The following is a 26436-nucleotide window of genomic DNA, read 5'->3' as shown; positions in this document are numbered from 1 at the left end:
GCCCCGCGCAATTGCCCACTTGCCGATAGGCCGATGCGACTGCACATCATCCGGTGATGCTGCGCCAGTACGAACTTGTCGAAAAGGTCCTCGATTACGACCCTGCCGCCGATGAGGCGATGCTCAACCGCGCCTATGTCTACACCGTGCAGAAGCACGGCACGCAGAAGCGCGCGAGCGGCGATCCCTATTTCAGCCACCCTGTCGAAGTCGCGGGGCTGATGACCGACCTGAAGCTCGATCAGGCGACCATCATCACCGCGCTGCTGCACGATACGGTCGAGGATACACTCGCCACGATCGAGGACATCGAGGCCCATTTCGGCCCCGAGGTCGCGCGGCTGGTGGACGGGGTCACCAAGCTCTCGAAAATCGAGACCATGCCGGAAAACGAGCGCGCGGCCGAAAACCTGCGCAAGTTCCTGCTGGCCATGTCCGAGGATATCCGCGTGCTGCTGGTCAAGCTGGCGGACCGGCTGCACAACATGCGCACGCTGCACTTCATCAAGAAGCCCGAAAAGCGCCAGCGCATCGCGCGCGAGACGATGGATATCTACGCCCCCCTCGCCGAGCGGGTGGGGATGTATGAATACATGCACGAAATGCAGGCGCTGGCCTTCCGCGAGCTGGAGCCGGAGGCCTATGCCACCATCACCGGCAGGCTCGAACAGCTGCGCTCGCAGGATGGCGGGCAGGTTGACGACATCGCGCTCAGGATCAAGCAGCGCCTCGCCGAAGCGGGGCTGAAGGTCGAAGTCTACGGGCGCGAGAAGCACCCCTATTCGATCTGGCACAAGATGGCCGAACGCCATGTCAGCTTCGAACAGGTGACCGACATCATGGCCTTCCGCGTCATCACCGAAAGCGAGGAGGACTGCTACCGGGCGCTGGGCATCCTGCACACCACCTGGCAGTTCCTGCCGGGCAAGTTCAAGGATTACATCTCGACGCCGAAATCGAACGGTTACCGGTCCTTGCACACCTCGCTGATGTACGAAAACTCGATGCGGGTCGAAGTGCAGATCCGCACGCGGGACATGCACCGCACCAACGAATTCGGCCTCGCCGCGCACTGGGCCTACAAGCAGGGCGACAAGCCCGACGGCGCGGTGGGCTGGCTGCGCGACCTGATCGAGATTGTCGATGCCAGCCACGATGCCGAAGAACTGCTCGAACACACGCGCATGGCGATCTATCAGGATCGCATCTTCGCCTTTACCCCCAAGGGCGCGCTGTTCCAGCTGCCCAAGGGGGCGACGGCGGTCGATTTTGCTTTCGCGGTGCACACCAATCTCGGCACGCAGACGGCGGGCGTGAAGATCAACGGGCGGCACATGCCGCTGCGCACCCCGCTGGCGAATGGCGATGTGGTGGAGATCATCAAGAACCCCCACGCCGTGCCGCAGCTGTCATGGCTGGGCTTTGTCGTCACCGGCAAGGCCCGCGCCGCGATCCGCCGCGCCGTGCGGATGAAGGAGCGTGCCGAAGTCGCCGCGATCGGATCGAAACTGTTCGATGAAATCGCCGCCCGCGTCCCCGCCCGCATCGGCAAGAAGGCGATCCGCGCCGCTGTCGAACGGCTGGGCATGGAGGAGCCTGACGACCTGATGTACGCGATCGGCGCCGCCAAGATCGCCGACCGCGAGGTGATGGAGGCGCTCGTCCCCGGCTGCACCGCAGGCATCGAGGAAGACGAGCACTGGGAACGGCGCGAGAAAGCCATCTCGATCCGCGGGTTGACGCCCGGCGTCGCCTTCGAACTCGCCACCTGCTGCCATCCGGTGCCGGGTGACCGCATCGTCGGCATCCGTCGCAAGGGCGACACCGTGCTGGTCCACGCGATCGACTGCATGGAACTGGCGAACGGGGTGGACAGCGACTGGATCGACCTTGCCTGGGGCAACCGTTCGGTCGGGGCGGCGGGGCAATTGTCGGTGACGATCTACGACCGGCTCGGCACGCTGGCGGAAATGGCGGGCATCTTCGCCCAGAACAAGGCCAACATCATCACCCTGATGCAGGCGCAGATCGACCATCCCTTCGTGACCTATGATGTCGAGGTCGAGGTGGAGGACGCCGCGCACCTCAACCGCATCATCTCCGCCCTGCGCGCCAGCGACGCGGTGGCGCAGGCGGAGCGGCAGTAAAGCCGCGTTATCTCGTCATTGCGAGGAGCCGCAGGCGACGTGGCAATCCATGGCCCTAAACTATCAGCGGGGGCGAGGCCGGCCCATGGATTGCTTCGCTACGCTCGCAATGACGATTATTCCTCCACCCGCCGCACCGGCACGCGGATGTTGCAGATGTCCGCGCCGCCAGCGGGCACGATGAAGAAGGGATCGCGGCGGTTGGCGATGGCTTCGGCATAGCGGGCGAAGGTGCCGCTCTCGGTGGAGAGGTATTCGAAGCGTGGTTGCTCGCCCGCCGGAAGATCGCTCGCCACCCGCACCGTCAGGATTGGGGTACGCTTGGCGGCTTCCTCGGCGGTGTAGAACCCGAGCGCGCCCGATCCGCGAGGCAGCGAAGAGAGGTGCTCCATCCCCTCGATCACTCGGCCGACGAGCGCGATGTTGCGATCCAAGTGGCGCGGCGCATGGCCGATCACAGTGTAGAGCTCGGCGCCGGAGCCTGTGTCGGGGGAGTAGTTCCGCCCCACGCCGACCATGCCGTAGCAGTGGACGGGCCAGAACGGATTGCCTTCATCCCCCATGGTTCCGCCAAGCGGCCAGCCCAAGGCCAGCGTGACAAAATCAGCATAGGCATCCCCCATCCGGGGCGGCTCTTCGCTGGCTGGAGGCGTTCCCTTTTGCAGAGCTTCTCGAAACGCTTCGGGAACCACCACACCGCCATTCGTCGCGATCATGGCATTGCGTATCATCGTCGCACCCAAGCTATAGTTCATCCGAGGCCGCCCGCGCGGATCTGGCACGGCGAGCAGATCGGGCGCGAGATACTCCGCCTCTCCCATCACCTTCAGCCCCTCGGGCAGCGGCTTCGGCTTCCCGGTCGCTTCCGGATTGTCGTAGTTGGGATCGCCCCACTGGGTGACGTAATTTTCCTGCACCCGGTTAACCGAGATGCCGTCATACCACTTGGCGCGGGCGAACAGGCGGATGTTGTGGACCCAGCCTTGCGAGAAGGGCGCGGGCATCAGCTGGATCACCACCTGCCGCGGCTTGCCCTCGGCATCGGGCGCAAGGGTCATCACCAGCAGATCCTCCGCCGGGATCGCCACCCATTCGCTCTTGGGCGCGGCGGCGACGATTTCGGATGGGGCGGGGGCCCCCTTCGGCTCCTCTTGAGCGGAAGCGGGCAGGGCAAGGGCGAGGGCCGTCGCAGCGGCGAGGAAGGCTTTGTTCATGCGGGCATAGTGCCATGCCCACCCCGCTGCGACTAGGCCCGGATTGCATCCGGCCAAAGTCTCGCTCCCCTCCCGCTCGCGGGAGGGGTTGGGGGTGGGCCTAAAACCCATTCCCCAAAATCAAAAACCCCTTTCCACGCGTTTTGGAGGGCGGAAAGGGGTTCTCGATAGCAGCGTTCGCAGGGAATGCCGGATCCGCGCAGCGCTGGCCAATGCGACTCCCTTACCACGATTCCGGCACGCGGCCAAACCTGTCGCCTTGCAGAGCGCGCCGTTCGCCGCTATCGGCCCAGCCTTGCCCCCGACGGCGACCTCCTCGCGCTCAAGCAGCGAAGCGGTAGCGCACGAAGGAGCACGGAGCAGTGGCCGAGTGGTCGAAGGCGCACGCCTGGAAAGTGTGTATACGTCAAAAGCGTATCGAGGGTTCGAATCCCTCCTGCTCCGCCACCTACCATCTGTCTGACGCCGGGTTGCCGGTAACAGTCGCGCGATCACTCGCGTTGCCCGATGGCGCGGCGGCTTGCGCTGCGGGCGTTGGCGCTCGACAACACGCAGCACTTGAACCACTGTCGCGGCGATGAAATCCCTATCGTCTGACGGGCCTCGGGGCTTGCTTTGCCGGGGCTGGCTGGCTGCGTTGCTGGCTGGCGTGATCCTTCCTGTCACGGCTGTGCTGCTGGGCGACGTGCGGGCCGGCGGGGTGATCGCGCCGGTGCTGGCAGTCGCGCTGATGGGGGCGGGGATGATCGCGGCGGCTGTCGCCGGGCGTCTGTGGGCCGGCGTGGCGGCGGGGCTGGTGGCGGCTGCAGGGCTGGCCCTGCTGGCGCACTGGCTGGGCATGGCGCCGCCTGCGCATCCCATCTCCGCCGCCTTCGCCTGCCTTGTCGCCAGCATCAGCTTTGCCGCGAGAGGCGCGCTGTTTGCCCGTTCTGCCGGAGCGCGGGGCTGGTGGATCGCGCTGGCCGTGGTCGCGGGCGAGGGCGCGATGGTGGCCACGGCATGGGCCGCGCCCGATGCCTTGCCCCGCTGGCTGCTGGCGCTGCTGCCCGCGCAATGGGCCAGCACCGCGATCCATAGCGCTCTTGCAAGAGGCGGCACCGGCGGCGCGGGTGCGGTGTTGCTGGCGCTGGGGGGCACGGCGGCAACGACGCTGCTGGTCGCCGCCTTGTGGCCGCGCCGCTGGCCCTATCTGCTGATGTTCGGCGCATGGCTGGGCCTGTCCGCGCTGGTCTATCACAGCCCGCCCCCGTCCCCGCCGCTGCCCTCGTCTCCGCCACCTGCCACTGTCGCCCGGCCCGCCGGCGCTTGATCCCTCCGCAGCAGTCGGCCATCACATCCCGATCAAGGGAGAAACACATGCATCGTTCGATCCGCGCCGCCACTGCTCTGGGGCTTGTCCTTGCGCTTGCTGCGCCGCTGGCGGCCGAGGAAGGCTACCGCACCCCGCCTGCCGTGGTCGCCGACATCGTCACCCGCGCGCCCAGTCCGGGGGTCTCGGTCTCGCCCGACGGGGACCAGCTGCTGCTGCTCACGCGCGAGGCGCTGCCGCCGGTGGCGGATCTTGCCAAGCCGATGGAAAAGCTCGCCGGGATGCGGCTGGATGCGACGATCAACGACCGGCACGGGCCGCGCACGCTGGTCGGCCTGTCGTTGCAGGACATTGCCAGCGGCGCGGTGCGCGCGGTCGCTCTGCCTGCCGATGCCGACCTGTCGCATGTCTCGTGGTCGCCGGACGGTGCGAAGGTGTCTTTCACCAACACCCGCGCCGACGGGATCGATCTCCACGTGCTCGACACTGCGAGCGCGCAGGCGCGCAAGGTGATGACGGGCGGGGTCAACCCGATCTTCCAGTCGCCGCGCTGGCTGCCGGACGGGTCGCTGCTGGTGCTGACCGTGCCGAAGAATCGCGGGCCGATGCCGGAACGCTCGCTCACCCCCAGCGGGCCTGCCATCCAGGAGGCGGCGGGCGGCCAGCAGGCGCAGAACCGCACCTATCAGGACCTGCTCCAGAACCCGCGTGACGAGGCGATGTTCAGCTGGCTCGCCACGTCGCAGCCGGTGGTGGTGTCCGCCGACGGGCGCAGCACGAAGGCCGTGGGCGAACCGCGGCTCTACACCTCGGTCACCGCCTCGCCCGATGGCAAATATCTGCTGATGGAGTGGCTGGAAAAGCCGTTTTCCTATGAAGTGCCGTGGTCGCGCTTCCCGCAGACCAGTGCGGTTTATACCATGGATGGCAAGCTGGTGCAGGACATCGCCCGCCAGCCACTGGCCGATGGCCTGCCGGTGCAGGGTGTGGTGACCGGTCGGCGCAACATCCAGTGGCATCCGACCGAGCCGGCGCTGCTGCTGTGGACCGAGGCGCAGGATGGCGGCGATCCGCGCACCAAAAGCACCAACCGCGACAATCTTCTGGCGCTCGCCGCGCCGTTCAAGGGCGAGGCGCGGGTGCTGGCGCGGATGGAAGACCGCGCTTCGGGCGTGATCGGGATCGAGGGGACGGACGATCTCATCGCCTTCGATTACGACCGCGACACCCGCGAAATCCGCCAGACGCTGGTCGATGTGACCGGCAGCGATGCCCCGCGCCAGCTGGCGATCCGCAATTCGCAGGATGCCTATGCCGATCCCGGCAGCCCGCTCACCACCACCACCCCTGCCGGTTACAGCGTGGCGCGCAAGGTCGATGGCAAGCTGCTGCTGTCCGGGCTCGGCGCGACGCCCGAAGGCTATCGCCCGTTCCTGCGCCGCTTCGATCTCGCCACACTCCAGACCGAGGAGTTGTGGCGCAATACGGGCGAAAGTTTCGAAACCGTGCTGGATGTGCTGGCCGCCGATGGCAGCAGCTTTGTCACCTTTTACGAAAGCCCGTCCAACCCCGGCAATGTGCGCCTTCAGGCAGGCGGCGAAGCGCGGTTCCTGACCGCCTTTCCCGACCCCCACCCCGAACTGACCGGGATCAAGCGCGAACTTGTCACCTACAAGCGCGCCGACGGGGTGGACCTCACCGCAACGCTCTATCTGCCGCCGGGGTACAAGCAGGGGGACAAGCTGCCGGTGGTCGTCTGGGCCTATCCGATGGAATACAACGACGCGGCAACGGCGGGGCAGAACCGCGATTCCCCGTGGCGCTTCACCCGCGTGGGCGGTTATTCGCACCTGTTCTTCCTGATGCAGGGCTATGCCGTGCTCGACCGGGCAGCGATGCCGGTGGTCGGCCCCGATCCTGAAACGGTCAATGACAGCTTCATCGAACAGATCGTTTCGAGCGCGCAGGCCGCGGTCGATTTCACGGTGGAGCGCGGCTTCGGCGACGGGGTGCGCGTTGGCGTGGGCGGCCACAGCTACGGCGCGTTCATGACCGCGCACCTGCTCGCCCACAGCGACATCTTCCGCGCCGGGATTGCCCGGTCAGGCGCCTATAACCGCACGCTGACCCCGTTCGGCTTCCAGTCGGAAAGGCGGGTGTTCTGGGATACGCCGGAAACCTATTACCGCCTCAGCCCGTTCATGGCGGCCGACAAGATCAAGGAACCGATCCTGTTCATCCACGGCCAGAACGACAGCAATTCGGGCACCTTCCCCGAACAGTCGGAACGGATGTTCGCGGCGGTCAAGGGCACCGGCGGCACGGCGCGGCTGGTGATGCTGCCGCATGAAGACCACGGCTATCGCGGACGGGAATCGGTGCTGCACACGCTCGATGAAATGTTCGCGTGGTTCGATACCCATGTGAAGAACGCCAGGGCACCGGCTGCCGGAGAGTAACCGCACCGCCCCGATGCGCCGCGTCCGCAAAGGCGGGGCGGCGCGTCAGGGGTTGGTGTTGCAGTCGTTCCAGTAATCGACATAGGTGTGGCACGAATTGCGCGCCCCTGTCGACCGGTCGACATAGCAGACCTTGCGCTGCGGGCAGACGCGGATCTCGCGCGGGCGATAGGCGGGCGGGGCGTTCATCCGGTCGAAGATGCTCACCACCTGCGGGCGGAAGCGGCCCATGTCGGCCCTGATCTTCGCATCGCCATGGGTCTCGGCGATTTTCATCCAGTGCAGGATTTCGTCCTGATGCTTCTTCACGTCCTTGCGCTGGAGCAGGGCGCTGGCCGCGATCACCGCGCCGACCACCTCGCCCTGATCGACAAGGTTGCGCCCCAGCCGGTAGGCGAGATCGTGATCGGCCTTCACCCCTGCGCCGCGGTTGACCAGATCAGCCGCGCTGAAGGTTGCATGGACATGGCCGCGCTCGGCCGCCTGCTTGAGGTAGGCGAGCCCCTTGGCCGGGTCCTTGCGGATGCCCATGCCTTCGACATGCATCAGCCCCAGCATGAACAGCGCATCGACATGTTCGGCCTTTGCGGCGGTCTGGAAATGGGCGATGGCGGCCGCTTCGTCCTTGGGGCCGAGCCCGCTTTGCTGCATCCGCAGGATTCCGGCGAGGTAGTTGGCCGAAGGATCGCCCAGCCGCGCCGCTTCCTTCAGGGTCGCCACGCCGACGCTTTTGTCAACCTCCGGCACCCGCCCGCTCATCGCCGCCAGCGCCAGTTCGTAATGCGCCGCCGGATCGCCTTGCTGCACATAACGCGTCATCTGGTAGAACGCCGCATCGGTCGAAATGTCGCGGTTGATCGCCCATGACAGCAGCGTCTCGTCCGGCACCGGGCAGGGCTGCCCGGCTTCGGCATTGGCTTCGTAGGCGTCGGCGAATTTGGCTTCCTCGAAGGACAGCTTCACACCGTTCTGGTTGCGGGTGACCAGCAGATCATAGACCCCGTGGCAGTTGGATCGCTGGTAATGCTTGCGGCCCGGATCGGGAAAGCTGCCGTTGAGCTTGCCCGTGGCCCAGCCCGCGCCTGCCAGCCCCAGCACCGCTGCGCCGAGCGTGATTGCGGTTAGCAGTCGTTTCGCCATGCCGTGTCCCCTTTCAGAAGCAATCGTAATCCAGCACCGTGCTGCCCGCCGTCACGCCGCGGGTGCGGATCTGGCGGCGCAGGCACGCGCCGAAGGTTTCCCCGCCGCGCCGCGGATCATTGCCGAAGCGGGCATCGGGCGCGCCCTGCCGCCATGCCCGCGCCATCTGTTCGGCAAAGGCGCGCTGGTTGTTGGCGCGTTCGGCCTGCTTGTAGCGGCTGCGCCAGGTGGTGCAGTTGGGCCCGCGGAACTGGCAATAGACCGCCACATCGTAACTGAAGCTCGAAAGGCTCGACATGTCCGGCCCTTCGGTGTCGATCATGTAGACGAACTGCGCCTGCTGGATGTTCGGGCCGATCAGGGCGAGCAGCTCCTCGGCTTTGCTGTCCCCCTTGCGGGCGGCAGGGACGAGGAACCGGGCCGCCTCCAGATAATCCCGCCCCGCGCCCTCGCCATAGGCGTGCATGAAGCCGACGGCATATTGCGCGGCAGTGTCGCCTTCATCCGCAAAGGGCCGCAGCACCTGATAGGCGTTGGGGTAGAGCCTGCGGTTGAAGTAATCGAGCCCCATGCGGTAATCGGCCTGACTGCGGGCAGACTGTGACGGTGGAGGGGCGGCAGGCGGCGCGCCCGCTGCCAGCTTGGCGAGATTGGTGCAGGCCGATTTCTCGCCCGCATCGCAGGCCGATTTGTAAAGCCCGCGCGCCCGCGCCGGATCGGCATTGCCGCCGCGCCCGGCTTCGACCAGCACGGCAAGGCTGTTGCAGGCCTGGTTCAGCCCGTCCTTGCAGGCGCGTTCATGCGCCTCGCGGGCGTCGCGATCGTTGCGGTCGCCGCCAAGGCCCTCCATCGCCATGTTGCCGAAGCTGTAGCAACCGGGCGCAGAGCCGTAGGCACAGGCGCGGCTGAAGCGCCAGCGGGCATCGGACGGATTGACCGGGCCGCCCACGCCGTCGCGCAGCATCACCCCGACATTGAAACAGGCCCGCGCATGACCGCCGTCACAGGCTTTCAGGAAATGGGTGCGGGTGGCGGGCATATCGCCCGCGCGATAGGTCTTGCTGCCTTCGTCCCACGCCTTCTGGGCATCCTTGTCAGGCTCGTTCGCCTGCGCAGGGGCGGCGATTGCAAACGCCGCCGCGCACAGAACCGACCAAAGACGCAGCATCCTGACCTCCCCCGCGAAGCCAGACCGGACAAACCGGCCGGGTGCTGGGGATGATACAGTGGAACCCTGCCAGCCGACACCCCCTGTTCAGGTGGGGCAGCGGGGTTAGCCGGTCAGCGCACGTCGAAGGTCACCGTGCCGCGCATCGCACGGCCATCGGCGGCGGCAGCAGCCTGCCAGCGCACGTCATAACTGCCAGCCGGCAAGGGCTTCTTCAGCGCCAGTGTCAGCGTCTTGCGGTCGGCAGACCAGCTGGCGGTGAAGTTGCGGATCACCATCTCGCCGTGATTGTCCATCCCCGGCATGGCGGTCATCACAATGCTGGCCGAGGCGGATGCGGCATCAACCGGCTGGTCGAAGGTGAGCGTGACGGCCTTGGGGGCCTTGGCTTCCTTGCCTGCCACAGGGGTCGATGCGGCGAGCTTCACCTGGGCCAGCAGCGGCGCGGCAGGCGCGATCGCGGCAAGGGCGAGGGCGGCGAAAACGGCGGGGATACGCATGAGGGGATACGTCCTTTGCGGGGTCAGAACCAGAAACGGATACCGGCAACGAGGCTGGTGGCGGAAGTCGCCTCGCCGCGCAAGCGGGCAAAATCTGCGCCATTGCCGGTGCGCAAGGATTGCTCGATACCGATATAGGGAGCGAATTCGCGCCGGATTTCGTAGCGCAGCCGCGCCCCTGCCTCGATCTGGTCAAGCCCTGCACCGATGCCCAGCAGGGGAATGTCCTGCGCGGACAGATTGGCCTCGATGCGCGGCTGGAGGATCAGGCGCTGGGTGATGCGCTGGTCGATCTCGGCTTCGATGCGGGCGGTGATATCGCCGCGGGTGCTGACGAACAGAGCGGCGTCCACTTCGAACATGTAGGGCGCAAGGCCCTGCACGCCGATCACCGCATGGGTGGTATCCGGCCCGGCAATGTCATGGCGAATACCGGCCTGCACATCCCAGAACGGCATGAACGCCTTGGCATAAAGCGCCTGCACTTCCGCATCATCGGGCGCGGCGCCCCGGTCGCCTTCGCCCTCGCTCTTGAACCACAGGCGGCTGGTCGGGCCGCCGTAATAGCCCCGAATGTCCCACAGGTAGGCGTCCGCACCATCGCGCAGCTGCGTCTCGATCCGGTCGCCCTGAAACCAGAACACCGGAAAATCGCCATGGGTGCGGCGCAGATCCTCGCGCGAGGCGGCCATGGCCTCTGCCCCCCAGATCGCATCGGCGGCCCGCGGCGGCCCGCTGCCCGCCTCGGGCGGGGGCGGGGCTTCCATGGTCGGGCCGGGGGAGGCATCGGGCTGCGCCATGTCGCCCATGTCATGGCCTGCGTGGGGATCGGGTTCCTGCACGGGCATGTCATGGTGCTGGTGCTGGTGCTGCGCCAGCGCGGGGGTCGCCAGCATCGCGGCAAGGGCAGCGAACGGAAGCTTCACCTGCCTGCCTCCGGCCCCATCACCGTCACGGTCTGCATCATCCCGCCATGCATGTGGTAGAGCAGGTGGCAGTGGAACGCCCAGTCGCCCGGTTCATTGGCGGTAAGATCGAACTGCGCGCTCGCGCCCGGTTGCACGATCACGATGTTCTTGCGCGGCTGGCGGGCAGCATCCTGCCCGTTCACCAGTTCGAAGAACATCCCGTGCAGGTGGATCGGGTGGGCCATCATGGTGTTGTTGACCAGCTTGACCCGCACCCGCTCGTTCCACGCGAACCGGATCGGCTTGTCGTGGACGGCGGAATACATCTCGCCATCGAACGACCACATGTAGCGTTCCATATTGCCCGTAAGGTGCAGTTCGAGCAGGCGCGAGGGCACCCGCGTGTCGCGGTTCGGCTCCAGCGCGGCGAGCATCCGGTAATTGAGCACGCGGTGGCCGACGTCACGCAGCCCGAGACCGGGATCGCCCAGCTTGTCGACCGGCTCCATCGCCACCATGTCGATGCCGGGGCCGACCTTCACGTCGGGCGGCAGCAGCAGGGTGTCGCGCATGCTCATGCCCGCCATGCTGTGCCCGGCCCCCCCATGCCCGCCGCCGCCATGGTTCATGCCCATGTCGCCCATGTCGAGCAGCGGCGGCTTGCGCAGCGGCGGGACAGCGGCCCGCGCACCGGGGCGGCTGGCGAGCATGGCCAGCGCCATGCCGGAGCGGTCCATGCTTTCGGCGACGATCGCATAGGCCTCGGCGGTGGGGGTCACGATCACATCATAGGTTTCGGCGGTGCCGATCTGGAATTCGTCAACCTCGACCGGCTGCACGTTCTGGCCGTCCGCCGCGATCACCGTCATGGCGAGGCCGGGGATGCGGACATTGAAGAAGGTCTGCGCCGCGCCGTTGATGATCCGCAGACGGATGCGCTCTCCGGCGCGGAACAGGTATTCCAGCCCCTCGGTCGGCCCGCGCCCGTTGGCGAGATAGGTGTAGGTCGATCCGCTGACATCGGCGATGTCGGTCGCGGGCATGCGCATCTGCGCCCACATCCGGCGCTCTTGAGCAGACAGCGCGTAATCATCGCTCCAGCTGGTTTGCTGGTAGTTGAAATAGCCTTCGCCCTTGCGCAGCCGGTCCATGATGAAATGCGGATCGTGCGGGGTGAAATCGCTCAGCAGCAGGATATAGTCGCGGTCATACGCCGCCGGTTCATCACCCGCCGGATCGATGATCAGCGGGCCGAAATGGCCGGATTGTTCCTGCAGGCCCGAATGGCTGTGATACCAGTAGGTGCCCGACTGGCGGACCGGAAACTCGTAGGTGAAGGTCTGGCCGGGCCTGATGCCGGGAAAGCTGATGCCCGGCACCCCGTCCATGTGGAACGGCACCAGCAGCCCGTGCCAGTGGATGGAGGTATCGCTGTCCAGCCGGTTGGTGACGTTGAGGCGGACATCCTGCCCCTCGCGCAGCCGGATCAGCGGGCCGGGCACCGACCCGTTGACCGCAATCCCCGGCCCGCGCCGCCCTTCGACGATGCGGTGTCCGCTGCCCACCGCAAGGTCGATCACATCGCCGCGCAATTCGCCGAAGCCTGCGGGGATCAGCGGCCCGCCGCGGCCATGGCGGCTGCCATGCATGCTGTGCCCCTGCGCCCACGCCGGAACGCTGGCGAGTGCGGCGGCGCTGCCGAGACCGGCGATAAGATGGCGGCGGGAGACGGGGGCAAAGGTCATGTTACTCTATACGCAAGGGGGCGTTCTGTGGATCCGGCGGGGCTATCGCCTTGCGCCTTAGCCCGCAACCCCGCCTTACCGGAATCGTGCCGGCTTGAGGTCGTAGCGCGCCAGCTTGTCGTAGATCGTCTTGCGCGGGGCCTGCAGCATGGCCTGCACCTTCGCGACATCCCCCCGGCACTGGCGCAGCGCGTCTTCGAGCACAGTGCGTTCGAAATCGGCGACCATCTGCTGGAGCGAGCGTTGCCCCGCGGCAAGGCCGGCCGGTGCGCCCATTTCCGACAGGCCGAGCACGAAGGCGCGGGCATAGCCGCCAAGCTCGTGCAGATTGCCCGGCCAGTCGTGCGACTGGACATGACGCCACTGCGCCGCGCCGATGGCAGGCGCGGGCAGATCGAGCTCGCGGGCGTGGCGGGCCACGAACAGGCGGAAGATTTCGGGCACATCCTCGCGCCGTTCGGCCAGCGGCGGGAAAGCGATCTGCACCGCGCCGAGCCGGTGCCACACGGGGTCGCGGTCGGTGCCTGCGCCGCCTTCGGACAGGCGGGCGATGATGATGCGCAGGTTCAGCCTGCGCGCGGCGCTTGCACCGATGGGCAGCACCTGCCGCTTGTCCACCACGGCCAGCAGCCTGGCGGTCAGCACCGGACTGGCAGCGGCGATATCGTCGAGGAACAGCGTCCCGCCATTGGCGCGCTCGATCAGGCCGGTGCGCGACAGGCCCCCGCCGCCTGCAGCGCCGGCGGCCGGATCGCGCCCGAACAGCAGCAGTTCGGCATCCTCGTGCGCCAGCACGCCGGCATCGACCGCCACGAAGGGCCGGCTGCGGCGCGGGCTGAGATCGTGGATCAGCCGCGCTGCATGGCTCTTGCCGGTGCCTGCCGGGCCGGTCAGCACCACATCGATTTCCGAGCGTGCGACGCCTTCGATCACCGAACGCAGCCGCTCTGCCGCTGCCGAGGAGCCGGGGATCGCGCTGCCCGCGCTGCGCCCCGCTTCCTCGCGCAAGGCCCGGTTTTCGAGCGCCAGCGCCCGCCGCTCGGCCGCGCCCCGCACGGCGCGCAGCAGATCGGCGGAGGCATAGGGCTTGGTCAGGAAATCCGCCGCGCCGTTCTTCATCGCCGCCACCGCCATGGCGATGTCGCCGTGGCCGGTGGTGAGGATCACCGGCAGTTCGGGATCAATCTCGCGCAAGGCGGCGAAGAAGGCGATCCCGTCGATCCCCGGCATCCGTACATCGCTGACCACCACGCCGGGGTAATCGGGGGTGAGCCATGCCAGCGCGGCGCGGGCATCGGGGAAGGGGGTCACCTCGGCCCCTTCCAGCGTCAGCATCTGCACTGTCGCATCGCGCAGCGGCGGATCATCCTCGACCAGCGCGACATGCAGCGGCGTGCGAGGGGGAGGGGGAGGGGGCGCGGGGGCACTCATGCGGCGGGCATCGTCATGGTGAAGGTCGCGCCCTGCGGGCCGCTGTCATGGGAAAGCTCGCCCCCCAGCTGGCGCATGATGTCGCGCGAAATGGCAAGGCCAAGGCCGATGCCTTCGGTGCGCGAGGTCACGAAGGGCTGGAACAGGCTGTCGCGCAGGTGCGGCGGCACGCCCGGGCCGCTGTCGCTGACCGCAAGCCGCACCATGCCCCCGCCTGCGGTGATCGCGAGCGCGATCTGCCCGCCACCCGCGCCGCACGCCTGCACCGCGTTCTGGAGCAGGTTGACCAGCACCTGTTCCAGCTGGACATGGCGCGCCCGCACGGTGGTGGCGGACGCTTCGGGCGGGGGCAGGTCGATCACGATGCCGTTCTGGCGGATCTGGTCGCGCAGCAGCAGCAGCGACCCGTCGATCACCTCGCCCAGCGTGATCAGGCGCGGCTCGTCGGCGCTGCGGCGGCTGAAGTGCAGCTGTTCGGCGGTGATTTCTCCGATCCGTCCGGCGAGCTGCGCGATCCGGTCGAAATTCTCCGCCGCCTCGCCCTTGCGTCCGGCCTCCAGCAGGCGCTGGCCGTTTTCGGCATAGACCCGCATCGCGGCAAGCGGCTGGCGGATTTCGTGGCCCAGACCAGCGGTGATCTGGCCCAGCGTGGCAAGGCGGTTGGCCTGTTGCAGCTGTTCGCGCAAGGTTGCGGTCTGGGCGGCGATTTCGGCCGCGGCGCGCGCCTGCCGCTGGCGTCGCCACACCCACAGCCCCGCGCCCGCCACCACCAGCATCGCCAGCAGCGCGACCGCGGCGAGCCGCCCGTTGGCGAGCGCCACCGACAGGCGCGGCGCTGGATCGGCGAGCAGGTGCAGCTCCCACCCGATCGGGGCGATCGGCTGGATCTTCTCGATCATCCGCACCGGCGAGGCACCCCGGCCTGCCGCCAGCGGATCGAACCGCTCGATCTCGCGCACGCCAAAGCGCAGCGCATCGCGTGCCGGGTCGCGTGCCGGGTCTCTGCCCGGATCGCGGGCCGTTCCCCCGCCCGCGGCGGAGCGGAACCGCCAGTCCGGATTGCTGGCGAGCAGCACCACGCCGCCCGCATCGGTCACGAACACCCCGTCTTCGGCGTTGCGCCACTTGGCCTCAAGGCTGTCGAATTCGACCTTCACCGCCACCACGCCCAGCGGGCGAGAGGCCGGGCCGACCCGTTCGGCCAGGTAAAGCCCGGGGCGGCGACTGACCGTGCCCAGCGCGAATTCGGTGCGGGTGCCGTCCTTCAGCGCACCGGCGAAATAGTCGCGGAAACCGTAGTTCGATCCGATGAAGCTGTCGGGCCGGTCCCAGTTGCTGGCGGCGAGTGTCATGCCCCGCGCATCCATCAGATAGATCGCCGCAGCATTGGTCTGCCGCGCCAGCGCTGCAAGGCGGCGGTTGAGCACATCGCGCCGCGCCGTATCGCCTGCCAGCAGCGCGGCGACTTCGGGATCGGTCGCCAGCACCTGCGGCACGAGGGTGAACTTGTTGAGCTCGCTTTCGAGCCCCGCGGCGAGGATTGCGGCCTGGCTGGTGGCGGCGGCGCGGGTTTCGTCCATCGCGCGCACCCGCAGGGCGCGGTCCAGCCCGAGCAGCGCGAGCGCGGCGATCAGCCCTGCCGCGATCAGCCCGATGGTCGCCAGCTGCCAGCGGCTGCGCCTGTCCTGCCCGTTGGTCAAAACCTCTCTCCTGCGAACACCTGTGCGCTTTTTCGCACAGGGGGCAAGGATTTTGTGCGGATTTCCGCACAGTCTGCCGCCGCATTGCAAGCAAGGCGCTGAAAAGAAAAGATCCTGTCAAACTGCGCGGACGCGCTTGTTTCCGCCCGCATCCCGCCCGATTGTGCCCGTTGGAGAGTTCAATGCCGGGGGAGGCCGCGGGCCGCGATGGTCATTCATGCCGCGATAACACCTGAAGCCGCGCCCGTTCCGGCGAAAAAGCCGTTCTATCGCCAGCTTTACGTGCAGGTGCTGACCGCCATCGCGCTGGGCGCAACCGTCGGCCACCTGTTTCCCGAATTCGGTGCGGGCCTGAAGCCGCTGGGCGATGGCTTCATCAAGCTGGTGAAGATGATTATCGCGCCAGTGATCTTCCTGACAGTTGCCACCGGCATCGCCGGAATGCGCGACATGAAGGCAGTCGGCAGCGTGGCGGGCAAGGCCTTCGCCTATTTCATCACGTTCTCCACGCTGGCGCTGATCATCGGGCTGGTGGTGGGCAATGTGGTGCGTCCGGGCGAGGGGTTGAACATCGACCCCGCGACGCTGGATACCGCTGCCGTCGCCGATTATGCCGACAAGGCGGAAGAACAGTCGATCACCGGCTTCCTGCTCAACATCATCCCCGACACCCTGTTCAGCGCCATGACCGACGGGCAGATTTTGCAGGTGCTGCTGGTGGCGATCCTGGCAGGGGTGGCCATTGCCATGACCCGTCCGGCGAGCGATCTGGTGACCGATGTGCTCGCATCGTTCAGCGAGGTGGTGTTCCGGCTGGTGCACATGCTGATGAAACTCGCGCCAATCGGGGCCTTCGGGGCGATGGCCTTCACCATCGGCGAATTCGGCATCGGCAGCCTTGCCAACCTCGCCGCGCTGATCGCCACCTTCTACCTCACCTCGCTCTTGTTCGTGCTGGTGGTGCTGGGGCTGGTGGGCTGGTTCAACGGCTTTTCGATTGTCGCGCTGATCCGGTTCCTGCGCGAGGAACTGCTGCTGGTGCTGGGCACCTCGTCCTCCGAAGCCGCGCTGCCGAGCCTGATGGAAAAGATGGAGATCGCCGGTTGCCGCAAGGCGGTGGTCGGTCTGGTCGTGCCGACGGGCTATTCCTTCAACCTCGATGGCACCAATATCTACATGACGCTGGCCGCGCTGTTCATCGCGCAGGCCGTGGGGGTGGAATTGAGCCTAGCCGACCAGCTGACACTGGTGCTGGTGGCGATGATCAGTTCCAAGGGCGCGGCGGGTGTCACCGGATCGGGCTTCGTGATCCTTGCCGCGACGCTTTCGGTGGTGCCGGGCGTGCCGGTGGCGGGGATGGCGCTGATCCTCGGTATCGACCGCTTCATGTCCGAATGCCGCGCACTCACCAACTTCATCGGCAATGCCGCGGCGACCATCGTGGTGGCGCGCTGGGAAGGCGCGCTGGATCGCGAGCGGCTGAACGCCGCGCTGGCGGGCAATCCCATGCCGCTGCCCGAAGAGGATATCGAACGCCATGAACGCAGCGGCCCGATCAGCGAGAAGATCGCCGAAGTGCTTGAGGAACGGGCATGATGCGCCGCGTGCTCGCCGCGTTTGCCGTATTGCTGGCCTTGCTCACGCCCGCGCTCGCGGTCGCTGAGGAAACCACCACCATTCCCGAGGAAATCCTGCTGTGGCCGGGTTCGATGCCGGGCAACGGCAAGGTGACGGGGCCGGAAAAGATCGGCACAGAAGGCGCAGGTTTCGGCGCGGTCTCCAACGTCTCGGTCCCGCGGATGCGCGTCTATCGCCCGGCCACGCCCAACGGCGCGGCGGTGCTGGTGGCAGGCGGGGGCGGCTATTTCCGCATCCAGCTGTGGAAGGAAAGCACGCCCGCTGCCGAATGGCTTGCCGCGCAGGGCTTCACCGTGTTCGAACTGATCTACCGCCTGCCCAATGATGGCTGGGATTCGACCGCGCCCTTCATGGATGCGCAGCGGGCGATGAAGATCATCCGCACCCGCGCGGGCGAATTCGGCGTCGATCCCGGCAAAATCGGGATCATGGGCTTTTCGGCAGGGGGCCATCTGGCGGGCTTCACCGCCTACCAGCCCGCCCGCCCGCTCTATGCCGGGGCCGACCGGTTCGAGCATGTCTCGGCCCGGCCCGATTTCGCGGTGCTGCTGTTTCCGGTCGTCACCCTGCGCAAGCCCTATGACACCACCCGCACGCGGCGCGAGATCATCGGCGACAAGGCGGGCAGCAAGGCGGAAGACGCATGGTCGCTGGATACTTACGCCAGCAAGGATGCGCCGCCCACGATCATCTTCGCTGCGGCGGACGACACAACCACGCCGCCCGGCCACGGCATCCTGCTGTTCCAGACGCTGACCGCTGCGGGTGCCAGCGCGGAACTGCACCTGTTCCGCGACGGCGGACACGGCTGGGGGCTGGGCAAGCCCGAACAGGTCATCAGCCAATGGCCCGAACTTTTCGCGCACTGGGCGCGGTCACTCAAAATCATTGAACAACGGGGAGAATAGCAATGTCGATCACCAAGCTGAGCAGGCTCGTCCTGATGTGCGGCGGCAGCATCATCGCCGCCAGCGCCGCCCACGCGCAGGAGGCGGATGTCACGACCGCCGCCACCGTCGCCGAACCGGAGCGCGAGATCGTGGTCACCGGCACCCAGATCCAGGGCGCCAAGATCAACGATGTGCTGCCCGTGACCGTGGTCGATGAAGTCGATATCGCCAACGTCGCCGCGACGTCGGGTGACGAGCTGTTCCGCGCCATCCCGCAGGCGGGCGGGGTCGCGTTCAACGAACAGAACGATGTCACCTCGAACAACGCGCGCGGCGATGCCGCCTCGATCAACCTGCGCGATCTGGGCACGGGCAACACCCTGCTGCTGATCAACGGACGGCGCATGGTGCTGAACCCCGGTTTCCAGACCGAGCTGCTGGTGCCCGTCGTCAGCCCCGACACCAACGAAATCGCGCCGGGATCGGTGCGGCGGCTGGAAGTGCTGCGCGACGGCGCTTCGGCGATCTACGGCGCGGACGCGGTGGCGGGCGTGGTCAACACCGTGCTGCGCGGCAACCGCAAGGGCGGCTTTGTCGAAGGCGAACTGCGCCTGTCGGACGGCACCAGCATGTACACGACGCAGGTCAACGGCGGATACGGCTTCGATTTCGCCGACGGGCGGGCGAACCTCACCGTCTATGGCGGCTATTTCTACGAAAGCGGCACCCCCGCCTCGGCGCGGGCCTATTCGGCTGACGATGACAAGCGCCCGCTGCTGGTCGGCACCGATTTCGAAGGCGATACGCAGTTCAACAACCGCAACACCTTCGGCCCGTTCGGCCAGTTCGACATCCAGATCACCAACAACAACCAGACCCCGATCCGCGATGACGATTTCTACATCCAGCCTTCATCCTTCCCCGGCTGTCGTCTGGATCTTGGCAACGGGATCTGCGCCCGCAACGGCGACAACCCGGCGGTCGATGTGCGTTACAACCGCGCCTTCGGCACCACGCTGATCAGCGAAAAGACCCGCATCAACGCCGCGATGCTGTTCAATTACGAATTCAGCAACAGCGTCGAAGGCTATTTCGAAGGCACCTATTACCGTTCGGAAAGCAACCGCAACATCACCCCGGCGGCGATCCTCAGCGCGGTGCCGGTGGGGATTTCGCGCAACGCCTACTGGAACCCGTTCGGCCCGGTGACCTTCCCCGGTGGCGCGGCCAACCCCAACCGCCTGCCGGGCCTGACGGTTCCGGCTGGCGGGGCTGACGTGATCATGGAGCGTTACCGCTTCGTCGATGCCGGCAACCGCACGGTGGATGTGGACAAGGACTCCTACCGCCTCGTTGCGGGCCTGCGCGGCAATTTCGGCGCGTGGGATTTCGACACGGGCTTCGTCTATTCCGAGGCGCGCAGCACCGATCTTGAAGGCAACCGCGTGTCGCTGACCCTGTTGCAGCAGGCGATCAACCGTTCGACGCCCGATGCCTACAACCCCTTCAACGGCGGCTGCATCGATGATCCCAACAACGGCGATTGCACGCCCAACCCGGCGTCGTCGATCGATCCGTTCCGTATCAGCGTGTTCCGCACCGGCGGCACGTCGCTGGCGCTCGCCGATTTCAAGGTCAGCCGCAGCGATGTGTTCAAGCTGCCCGGCGGCGATGTCGGGGTTGCAGCGGGGATCGAATGGCGGCGCGAAACCTTCTTCGACGATCGCGACCCGCGGCTTGACGGCACCATCACCTGGACCGACAGCGTCACCGGCGTGTTCGACGGCAGCGACGTGGTCGGCACCAGCGCATCGCCCGATACCAGCGGCGTGCGCGAGGTCTATTCGGCCTTCCTCGAAAGCTTCGTCCCGCTGGTGAGCGAGGATATGGATATCCCGCTGATCAACGCGCTCAACCTCCAGCTCGCGGGCCGGATGGAGCATTTCAAGGACATCGACGAGACCGCCATCGTCCCGCGTGCCGCGGCATCGTGGAGCGTGGTGCCCGGCCTGATGCTGCGGGGCGCATGGTCGCAGGGCTTCCGCGCCCCCAACCTTGTGCAGGTCAACGACGAAGGCACCACCCGGTCCAACACCCGCGACGATTTCGTGCGCTGTCAGGCGCAGGTCATCCGCGGGCAGCTTGCCAACCTTGGCGTGTGTCCGGGCGAAGGCGTGATCAGCTTCCGCTCGGGCACCGACCAGCTGCGCCCCGAAGAAAGCGAAAGCATCAATCTGGGCGCCGTGCTTGAACCGCGCTTCATCCCCGGCCTGACGCTCACGGCGGATTACTGGCGCGTAAAGCAGACCGGCCTTGTCGGCACCTTCGGCGATGACAACGCCATCGCGCTCGATCTGCTGCTGCGCCAGAACGGCAGCAGCAACCCGAACGTGATCCGCGCCAATCCGACGCAGGAACAGATCGATCTTTATGCCGGCACGGGCCTTGCCGCTGCGGGCGACATCATCCGCGTGCTTGACCCCTATCTCAACCTCGACAGCCGCGTTTCGAAGGGCTGGGATTTCGGGCTTGCCTATAACGTCCCCGAATTCGGGATGGGCAAGTTCCGCCTGCGCTTCAACGCGGCGCGGCTGGAAGGCTTTGTCCAGTCGGCGGGCGCCGACGGGCAGACCCTGCTCGATGCGGTGGCCAGCGGCGCGCTGCCGCCCGAAGTGCGGATCGAAGGTCTGGGCGAGCTGCTTGAACTCGACGGGCGGCCCAAGTGGCGCTTCAGCGGCGCGGTCAACTGGGGCAGCGGCCCGGTCGATCTCGGTATCTTCGCGCAATATGTGGGCGAGGTGTGGAACACCAGCGTGACCCGCGATGTGCCGATCGTGTCGGATGATCCCAATGCCAACTTCTGGCGGGTGAACGACATGCTGACGATCAACACCACCTTCACCTTCACCATCGACGACACCGATGGCCCGCTGGATGGCACGCGCCTGCGGGTGGGGGTGAACAACCTGTTCGACAAGGATCCGCCGCTGGCTGACGAAACCTACGGCTTCCTCAGCGCGCTGCATTCGCCGCGCGGGCGTGTGGTGCGGTTCGAGATTCGCAAGAACTTCTGATAGGGTCCGGCCCATGGGAATTGCAGCGCGATACCTGTGGGCCGGCCTCGCCATGCTGACGGGGGCGTGCGTCGCGACCCCGCCTCCCCCGTCGGCGCCTTCCTCCGCCATTGTTGCAGGCATGGCCTGCCGCACGGCTTCGGCGAGCCTCCATTTCGATTTCGAGGGCGCTTCGGCCTCGGCCTGCGCGGTGACGGGGGAGCGCGATTTTACCGTGCTCGTCACCCCCGAACATGCCCCCCCGATCAATCCCAGCCCGTGGTATGCCTTCCGTTATCAGGCTGAGGGCGATGCGCCGGTCACGGTGACGCTGCGCTATCTTGGCGGGCGGCACCGCTATGCGCCGAAATTCGCGCAGGATGGCAACTGGCGCACCCTTCCGGCAGAGGTTGGCGATGATGGGGCCAGCGCCCGGATTTCGCTGCCGGGGCGGGGCGGTGTCGTTGCCGCGCAGGAGCTGTTGACGCCGGAGCTGGCGCGGGAAAGCCTTGCCCGCTGGAGCGCGGCGAGCGGCGCGCCGGTGTTCACGCTGGGGGCTTCGCATGATGGTCGCCCGATCGAGGCGATCCGGCTGGGGCGGGCCGATGCATCGCGGCTGGTGGTGCTGATCGGCCGCCAGCATCCGCCCGAAGTGACCGGCGCGGTCGCGATGCAGGCCTTCGTCGATGCGCTGGTGCAGGCGGCGGGGCGGGTGCCTGACGATGTGCAGTTCCTGATCGTGCCGATGCTCAACCCCGATGGCACCGCGCGCGGCCACTGGCGTGCCAATCGCGGCGCGGTGGATCTCAACCGCGACTGGGGCAGCTTCACCCAGCCCGAAACCCGCGCCGTCAAGGCATGGCTCGATGCCCTGCCGCAGGGTGTGCGCCCGGTGCTGATGGTGGATTTCCACTCCACATCGCGCAACCTGTTCTACGTGCAGGGGCCGGGCGAAGCGGATGCGGCGCAGCAGGCCTTCCTTGCGGCATGGCTGGGCGGGCAGGAGGGGGCGGTGCCGGGCTATCCCTTCACGCTCGAACCGCGCAATGCCAACCCCGGCAGCGGGACCACCAAGAACTGGTTTCACCAGACCTATGCGATCCCCGCCTACACCTACGAAGTCGGCGACAATGCCGATCGCGCCGCCACCCGCGATGCGGCGCGGTTCTTCGCCGGGCGGCTGCTGACGGTGCTCGATACCTCGAAAAATTAACCCTTTTCAGCCTATTGGCAGGGCCTCTGTGAAAAAGGGGCAAGCAATGGTTGCAGACGGGGTGTTCCGCAAGGTGTTCGGGCGCAAGGGGCTGGCGGCGATCGGCGAGGCGGTGCAGGCCGCACTGACCGAAGCCGCGCAGCCGCCGGTCGATACCACCGCACTCCATCCCGCCCTCGTGGCAGAATTGCAGCGGCTGGAATTCTACGCCCGCGGGTTCGGCCGCCGCGCCCTGCGGTTTGTCACCACCGGCGAAGACCGCGAACTGCTCGCTGCGATGGCCCCGCTGGCGCAGGAGAACCTGCGCGGCAATTCGGCCTACCAGATGGCCAAGCCTTCGATCCACGATATGCAGGGCGCGACCAATCTGGCGGTGGCAAGGGGCGAGATCGCCGATGGCGTGCAGATCGTGCGCCTTCTCGAAATCCGCGCCGCTGCCCGCCAGATCCATGTGGCGTGGAACCAGAAACCCGATGCCCGCGAACTGGTGCTGAAGGGGCTTTCGGCGATGCTCGGCGGCGGGCTGCACAAGCTGATGATCAATTACCGGATCGACTGGGCCGCGGCGATCCCGCTGGAGGCCGCATTTGCCCATGTCCGTGCCGCGGGCGGGACCATGGCCGATCTGTTCGCCATGCTGCTGATGCGCGATGACACCCGGTTCGTATCGACTCTCACCGACAGCTGGGCGGCAAGCGAGACTTGCGCGAAATACCTGCGCACCTATCCCGCCGCGCTGGCCGAAGCGGTGCGCAAGGCCCAGCCCAATCACCGCGCGGGCGCCATCAACCTGATCGAACACCACAAGGTCGCCGATGTGCCCGAGATCGAGGCGCTGCTGGTGGCCATGCTGACAAAGCCCTTCGACAAGACCGACCGCGCCCATGCCGCATCGGCGCTGGCCCGGCTGGATCCGGCGCATCTGCCCGGCGTGCTCGAACGGCATCTTGCCACCGGCGACATCGACACCCGCCACGCGCTGGTCGAGGCGGCGGGGCGCGCGGCAGCGCCTGAGATCATCGCCCTGCTGGAAGCCCGCGCCAGGGTGGAAAAGGCCGCCAAGGTGCAGGCCGCGATTGCCGCGATCATCGAGATCGAGGCTGTCTCGGACGAGGTCGAGGTGGGGGAGGGCGGCTATCTGGCGATCACCGGCGAGGCCATCGCCGTGCCGCCGCGCCGCGACACCGGCAGCGACACCATCCCCGCGCCATCGGATGAAGCCTGCATCGGCTTTGTCGCGCTGATGGAGGTGATCGAGGCCTTCCGCCGGCAGCGCACCGAGGATTACAACCAGCGCTATTCGCGTTCCAACCCGCCGCCGCCGCCCTTTACCCGCGACGAGATCGAGGGCGCCTTTGCCACGCTCACCGCAGCCGCGCCGATCCCGCGGGAAGCGTCGGAGGCGGGCAGGCTTCATCCGGTGCGGATCCTGGTTCAGGAAGTGCGCGCCCATCCCGAAGGGCGCAAATGGCTGCGCAGCGTGCTGGAGCCGCTGCCGCTGGCGGCGGGCTTGCGCATTCTCAATGCCTCGGCCTATGGCGATGTGCGCGCGCTGCTGGGGCTGGGCTATGCCACCTATCCGCACGAACAGTTCGGCCCTGAATTGCTGCGCGAATGGAGCGCGCAAAACCGCTTCGACCTGCGTGATCTCGCCACCGCAGAAGACTTGCGGGCGATCCTTACCCGTTCGCCCGACAGCTATGGCCCCGACCGCGCCTTTACCGCGCTTGATGCGCTGGCGGGCGATGCGGTGTGGCCGTGGCTGGCGGACAATATGGATGTGTTCGACGAGGCGCTCGGCCTGCGCCCCGCGCCGCGCCCTGTCCCGCTGGACCGCACGCTGACCGTGCTGGCGATGCTGCCAGCGGTGCCGCAGCGCTATCTGCCGCGCCTCATCGAAATCGCGGTCGCCGAAAAGCGCCCGCTGCGCCTGCAAGCCATGGCGCTGCTGCGGGCTGCGACAGACCTGCCCAAGCGGATCGAGCCGCTGCTGGATGACAAGCGCCAGCCGGTGCGGATCAATGCCGCAGGCTGGCTTGCCGATATCCGCTCGACCGGCAGCGAAAAGGCGCTGCGGGCGCGGCTGAAGAAAGAGAAATCCGATCCCGTCCGCGCCGCGCTGATCATCGCGCTGGAACGGCTGGGGGCCGATCTTTCGGACGTGATCGGCCCGGCCTCGCTGATTGCCGAGGCGGAAAAGGCCAATGCCAAGACCCCGCCCAAACTGCCCGAATGGCTGGTGACACGCGGCTTGCCGCAGCTGCGGTTCAGGGATGGGGCCACCGTGCCGCTGGCGGTGGTCGAATACTGGCTGGCGCTGGCCATCCGGCTGAAAGACCCCGGCGCGCACGGGCAGTTCGGCATCTATCTCGACCAGCTTGTGCCCGAAGATGCCAAGGCGCTGTCGGGCTGGGTGCTGGAAAGCTGGATCGCCTACGATACCGCCGCCGCCACGCTGGACGAGGCGACCGCCTATGCCAAGGCGACCTTCATGGGCCACTATGCCATGTATCAGGGCCGCTATCTGCGCGGCGATGACATGCCGCCCGAAGGTCAGGCCGCGCTGATCGCCATGATCGCCCGCCAGAAAATGGGTGAGCTGGTCAATTCCGGCGCCGACACCAAGGGCCTGCTGGCGCTCGCCTGCCGCGCCGATCCGGTGTGGGCGGCGGGCCGCGTGCGCTGGTTCCTGAAGAAGCACGGGCGCCGTTCCAATCAGGCGATGGCGCTGCTGGAGGCGCTGGCGGGGACCGGCGCGCCCGCTGCCTTGCAGGTGGTGATCGCCGCTTCCACCCGCTTGAAGCAGAAAAGCACGCAGGCCCGCGCCGCCGAAATCGCCGCCCGCTTTGCCGAGGATCGCGGCTGGAGCGTCGATGAACTGGCCGACCGCACCGTGCCCGCTGCCGGGTTCGACGATGACGGCGAGCTTGAGCTGCCCTGCGGCGAGGATGCAAAGCCTTATGTGGCGCGGCTCGATGCGGCGCTGGCGATCCACCTGTTCAACCCCGATGGCAAGCCGGTGAAGGCCCTGCCTGCGGGCGATGACGAGAATACGAAGGAATCGAAGAAAGCCTTTGCCGCTGCCAAAAAGGAACTGGCGCAGATCATCACCCTGCAAGGCGAACGCCTGTTCGAGGCGATGTGCGTCGAACGCCAATGGCCGGTGGCCGACTGGCGGCTGGCCTTCCACCAGCATCCGGTGATGCGCCGTCTGGTCGAACGGCTGGTGTGGCAGGGGCTGGATGCAGACGGCGCACCGCAAGGCCTGTTCCGCCCGACGCAGGAAGGCGATTTCACCGACGCTGCCGACAATGATGTCGATATCGACGCCTTCGCCGCCGTGCGCCTCGCCCATGGTGCGCTGGTGGACGATGTGACCTGCAAGGCGTGGATCGCGCACCTTGCGGATTACGAGATCAGGCCCTTCATCGCCCAGTTCGATACTGTGCGCGCGCCCCTGACCGCCGAGCTTGCCGAAGCCGCAGCGATCACCGACCGGCAGGGCTGGGCGGCTGACAGCCTGACCATGCGCGGCGCGGCGGAAAAGCGCGGTTATCAGCGCGTGATGCGCGACAGCGGCGGGTGCCACGAATATGTGAAGTCCTTCCCCTCGCACGGGATCACCGCGACGATCTGGCACACCGGTTCCTATGCGGTGGACGAGAACCTGCCGCTGGCGCTGAAGGAACTGACCTTCAGCAAGGCCGGGCACCGCGGCGACTATCTGCTGAAACACGTGCCGCCGGTGATGCTGGCGGAGTGCTGGGCGGATTATCACGCGGTGGCAGCCAAGGGCGCGTTCGATCCCGAATGGGAGAAAATCAGCCCTTGGTGAGGCGCGGCTGAACGGCTGATCCGACCACCCATTCTGCGCCTTGCCGTGCTGCCCGCCGCTGCTATCGTCGGCGGCGGGAGAGAGAT

General features: G+C 67.1%; 16 protein-coding genes and 1 tRNA gene. 9 read left to right on the top strand and 8 right to left on the bottom strand.

Translation table 11 applies throughout. The annotated features are described in order from the left end of the window. Nucleotides 1-56 precede the first annotated feature (56 nt). Nucleotides 57-2147: a RelA/SpoT family protein gene (locus ACU0AG_RS01745; RefSeq protein ID WP_482780533.1), complete on the top strand. Its 2091-nt coding sequence runs from the start codon at nt 57-59 to the stop codon at nt 2145-2147. Between the two features lie 116 nt (nt 2148-2263). Here the strand turns inward: ACU0AG_RS01745 and ACU0AG_RS01740 are convergent, their stop codons facing one another. Further along, nucleotides 2264-3361: a peptidylprolyl isomerase gene (locus tag ACU0AG_RS01740; RefSeq protein ID WP_482780532.1), complete on the bottom strand. Its 1098-nt coding sequence runs from the start codon at nt 3359-3361 to the stop codon at nt 2264-2266. Nucleotides 3362-3717: 356 nt separating this feature from the next. Here ACU0AG_RS01740 and ACU0AG_RS01735 point away from each other — a divergent pair. The 3 genes from ACU0AG_RS01735 to ACU0AG_RS01725 all read left to right on the top strand — a co-directional run bounded on the left by ACU0AG_RS01735 (nt 3718) and on the right by ACU0AG_RS01725 (nt 7129). Further along, nucleotides 3718-3808, top strand: a tRNA-Ser gene (locus ACU0AG_RS01735). Between the two features lie 202 nt (nt 3809-4010). Further along, nucleotides 4011-4670, top strand: coding sequence for a hypothetical protein (locus ACU0AG_RS01730; protein ID WP_482780531.1), 660 nt, complete (start codon nt 4011-4013; stop codon nt 4668-4670). A 47-nt stretch (nt 4671-4717) separates the two neighbouring features. After that, on the top strand, nt 4718-7129 hold the full coding sequence (locus ACU0AG_RS01725) for a S9 family peptidase (protein WP_482780530.1): 2412 nt from the start codon (nt 4718-4720) through the stop codon (nt 7127-7129). A 45-nt stretch (nt 7130-7174) separates the two neighbouring features. On the opposite strand, the gene ACU0AG_RS01720 is transcribed toward ACU0AG_RS01725, so the two are convergent. The 7 genes from ACU0AG_RS01720 to ACU0AG_RS01690 form a co-directional block, all read right to left on the bottom strand. Continuing rightward, nucleotides 7175-8269 carry a tetratricopeptide repeat protein gene (locus ACU0AG_RS01720; protein WP_482780529.1) on the bottom strand — a complete coding sequence of 365 codons (1095 nt, stop codon included), beginning with the start codon at nt 8267-8269 and terminating at the stop codon, nt 7175-7177. A 13-nt stretch (nt 8270-8282) separates the two neighbouring features. Then, nucleotides 8283-9437, bottom strand: a complete 1155-nt coding sequence (locus ACU0AG_RS01715; protein ID WP_482780528.1) for a tetratricopeptide repeat protein — start codon at nt 9435-9437, stop codon at nt 8283-8285. 113 nt (nt 9438-9550) lie between these two features. Next, the gene (locus ACU0AG_RS01710; RefSeq protein ID WP_482780527.1) at nt 9551-9937 is read right to left on the bottom strand and encodes a copper resistance protein CopC; all 387 of its coding nucleotides are present in this window, start codon (nt 9935-9937) and stop codon (nt 9551-9553) included. A gap of 23 nt (nt 9938-9960) precedes the next feature. Then, nucleotides 9961-10863 (bottom strand): copper resistance protein B, encoded by a 903-nt coding sequence (locus ACU0AG_RS01705; RefSeq protein ID WP_482780526.1) that lies wholly within the window; start codon nt 10861-10863, stop codon nt 9961-9963. After that, a complete protein-coding gene (locus tag ACU0AG_RS01700; protein WP_482780525.1) occupies nt 10860-12590 on the bottom strand; it encodes a copper resistance system multicopper oxidase in 1731 nt (576 codons plus the stop codon). Before ACU0AG_RS01700 ends, ACU0AG_RS01705 begins: the two co-directional genes overlap by 4 nt. A 75-nt stretch (nt 12591-12665) precedes the next feature. Next, on the bottom strand, nt 12666-14021 hold the full coding sequence (locus ACU0AG_RS01695; RefSeq protein ID WP_482780524.1) for a sigma-54-dependent transcriptional regulator: 1356 nt from the start codon (nt 14019-14021) through the stop codon (nt 12666-12668). Next, on the bottom strand, nt 14018-15721 hold the full coding sequence (locus ACU0AG_RS01690) for a sensor histidine kinase (protein ID WP_482780523.1): 1704 nt from the start codon (nt 15719-15721) through the stop codon (nt 14018-14020). The genes ACU0AG_RS01695 and ACU0AG_RS01690 overlap by 4 nt, the downstream gene beginning before the upstream one ends. Before the next feature lie 207 nt (nt 15722-15928). Between ACU0AG_RS01690 and ACU0AG_RS01685 the strand changes: the two genes are divergently transcribed. Genes ACU0AG_RS01685 through ACU0AG_RS01665 form a run of 5 tightly spaced genes read left to right on the top strand, consistent with a single transcriptional unit; the run spans nt 15929 to nt 26350 of the window. Beyond that, entirely contained in the window at nt 15929-17317 is a 1389-nt protein-coding gene (locus ACU0AG_RS01685) for a dicarboxylate/amino acid:cation symporter (RefSeq protein ID WP_482780522.1), read from the top strand. Further along, a complete protein-coding gene (locus ACU0AG_RS01680) occupies nt 17314-18267 on the top strand; it encodes an alpha/beta hydrolase (protein WP_482780521.1) in 954 nt (317 codons plus the stop codon). The genes ACU0AG_RS01685 and ACU0AG_RS01680 overlap by 4 nt, the downstream gene beginning before the upstream one ends. A 2-nt stretch (nt 18268-18269) precedes the next feature. Next, the gene (locus tag ACU0AG_RS01675) at nt 18270-21323 is read left to right on the top strand and encodes a TonB-dependent receptor domain-containing protein (RefSeq protein WP_482780520.1); all 3054 of its coding nucleotides are present in this window, start codon (nt 18270-18272) and stop codon (nt 21321-21323) included. Between the two features lie 13 nt (nt 21324-21336). Then, a complete protein-coding gene (locus tag ACU0AG_RS01670) occupies nt 21337-22515 on the top strand; it encodes a M14 family metallopeptidase (protein WP_482780519.1) in 1179 nt (392 codons plus the stop codon). A gap of 46 nt (nt 22516-22561) precedes the next feature. Next, entirely contained in the window at nt 22562-26350 is a 3789-nt protein-coding gene (locus ACU0AG_RS01665) for a DUF4132 domain-containing protein (protein ID WP_482780518.1), read from the top strand. Nucleotides 26351-26436 lie beyond the last annotated feature (86 nt).

The organism is Erythrobacter sp. RANMB8, assembly GCF_056848235.1.
Note: the sequence above shows the minus strand (reverse complement) of the source record. Positions and strands in the feature narration are given on the sequence as shown.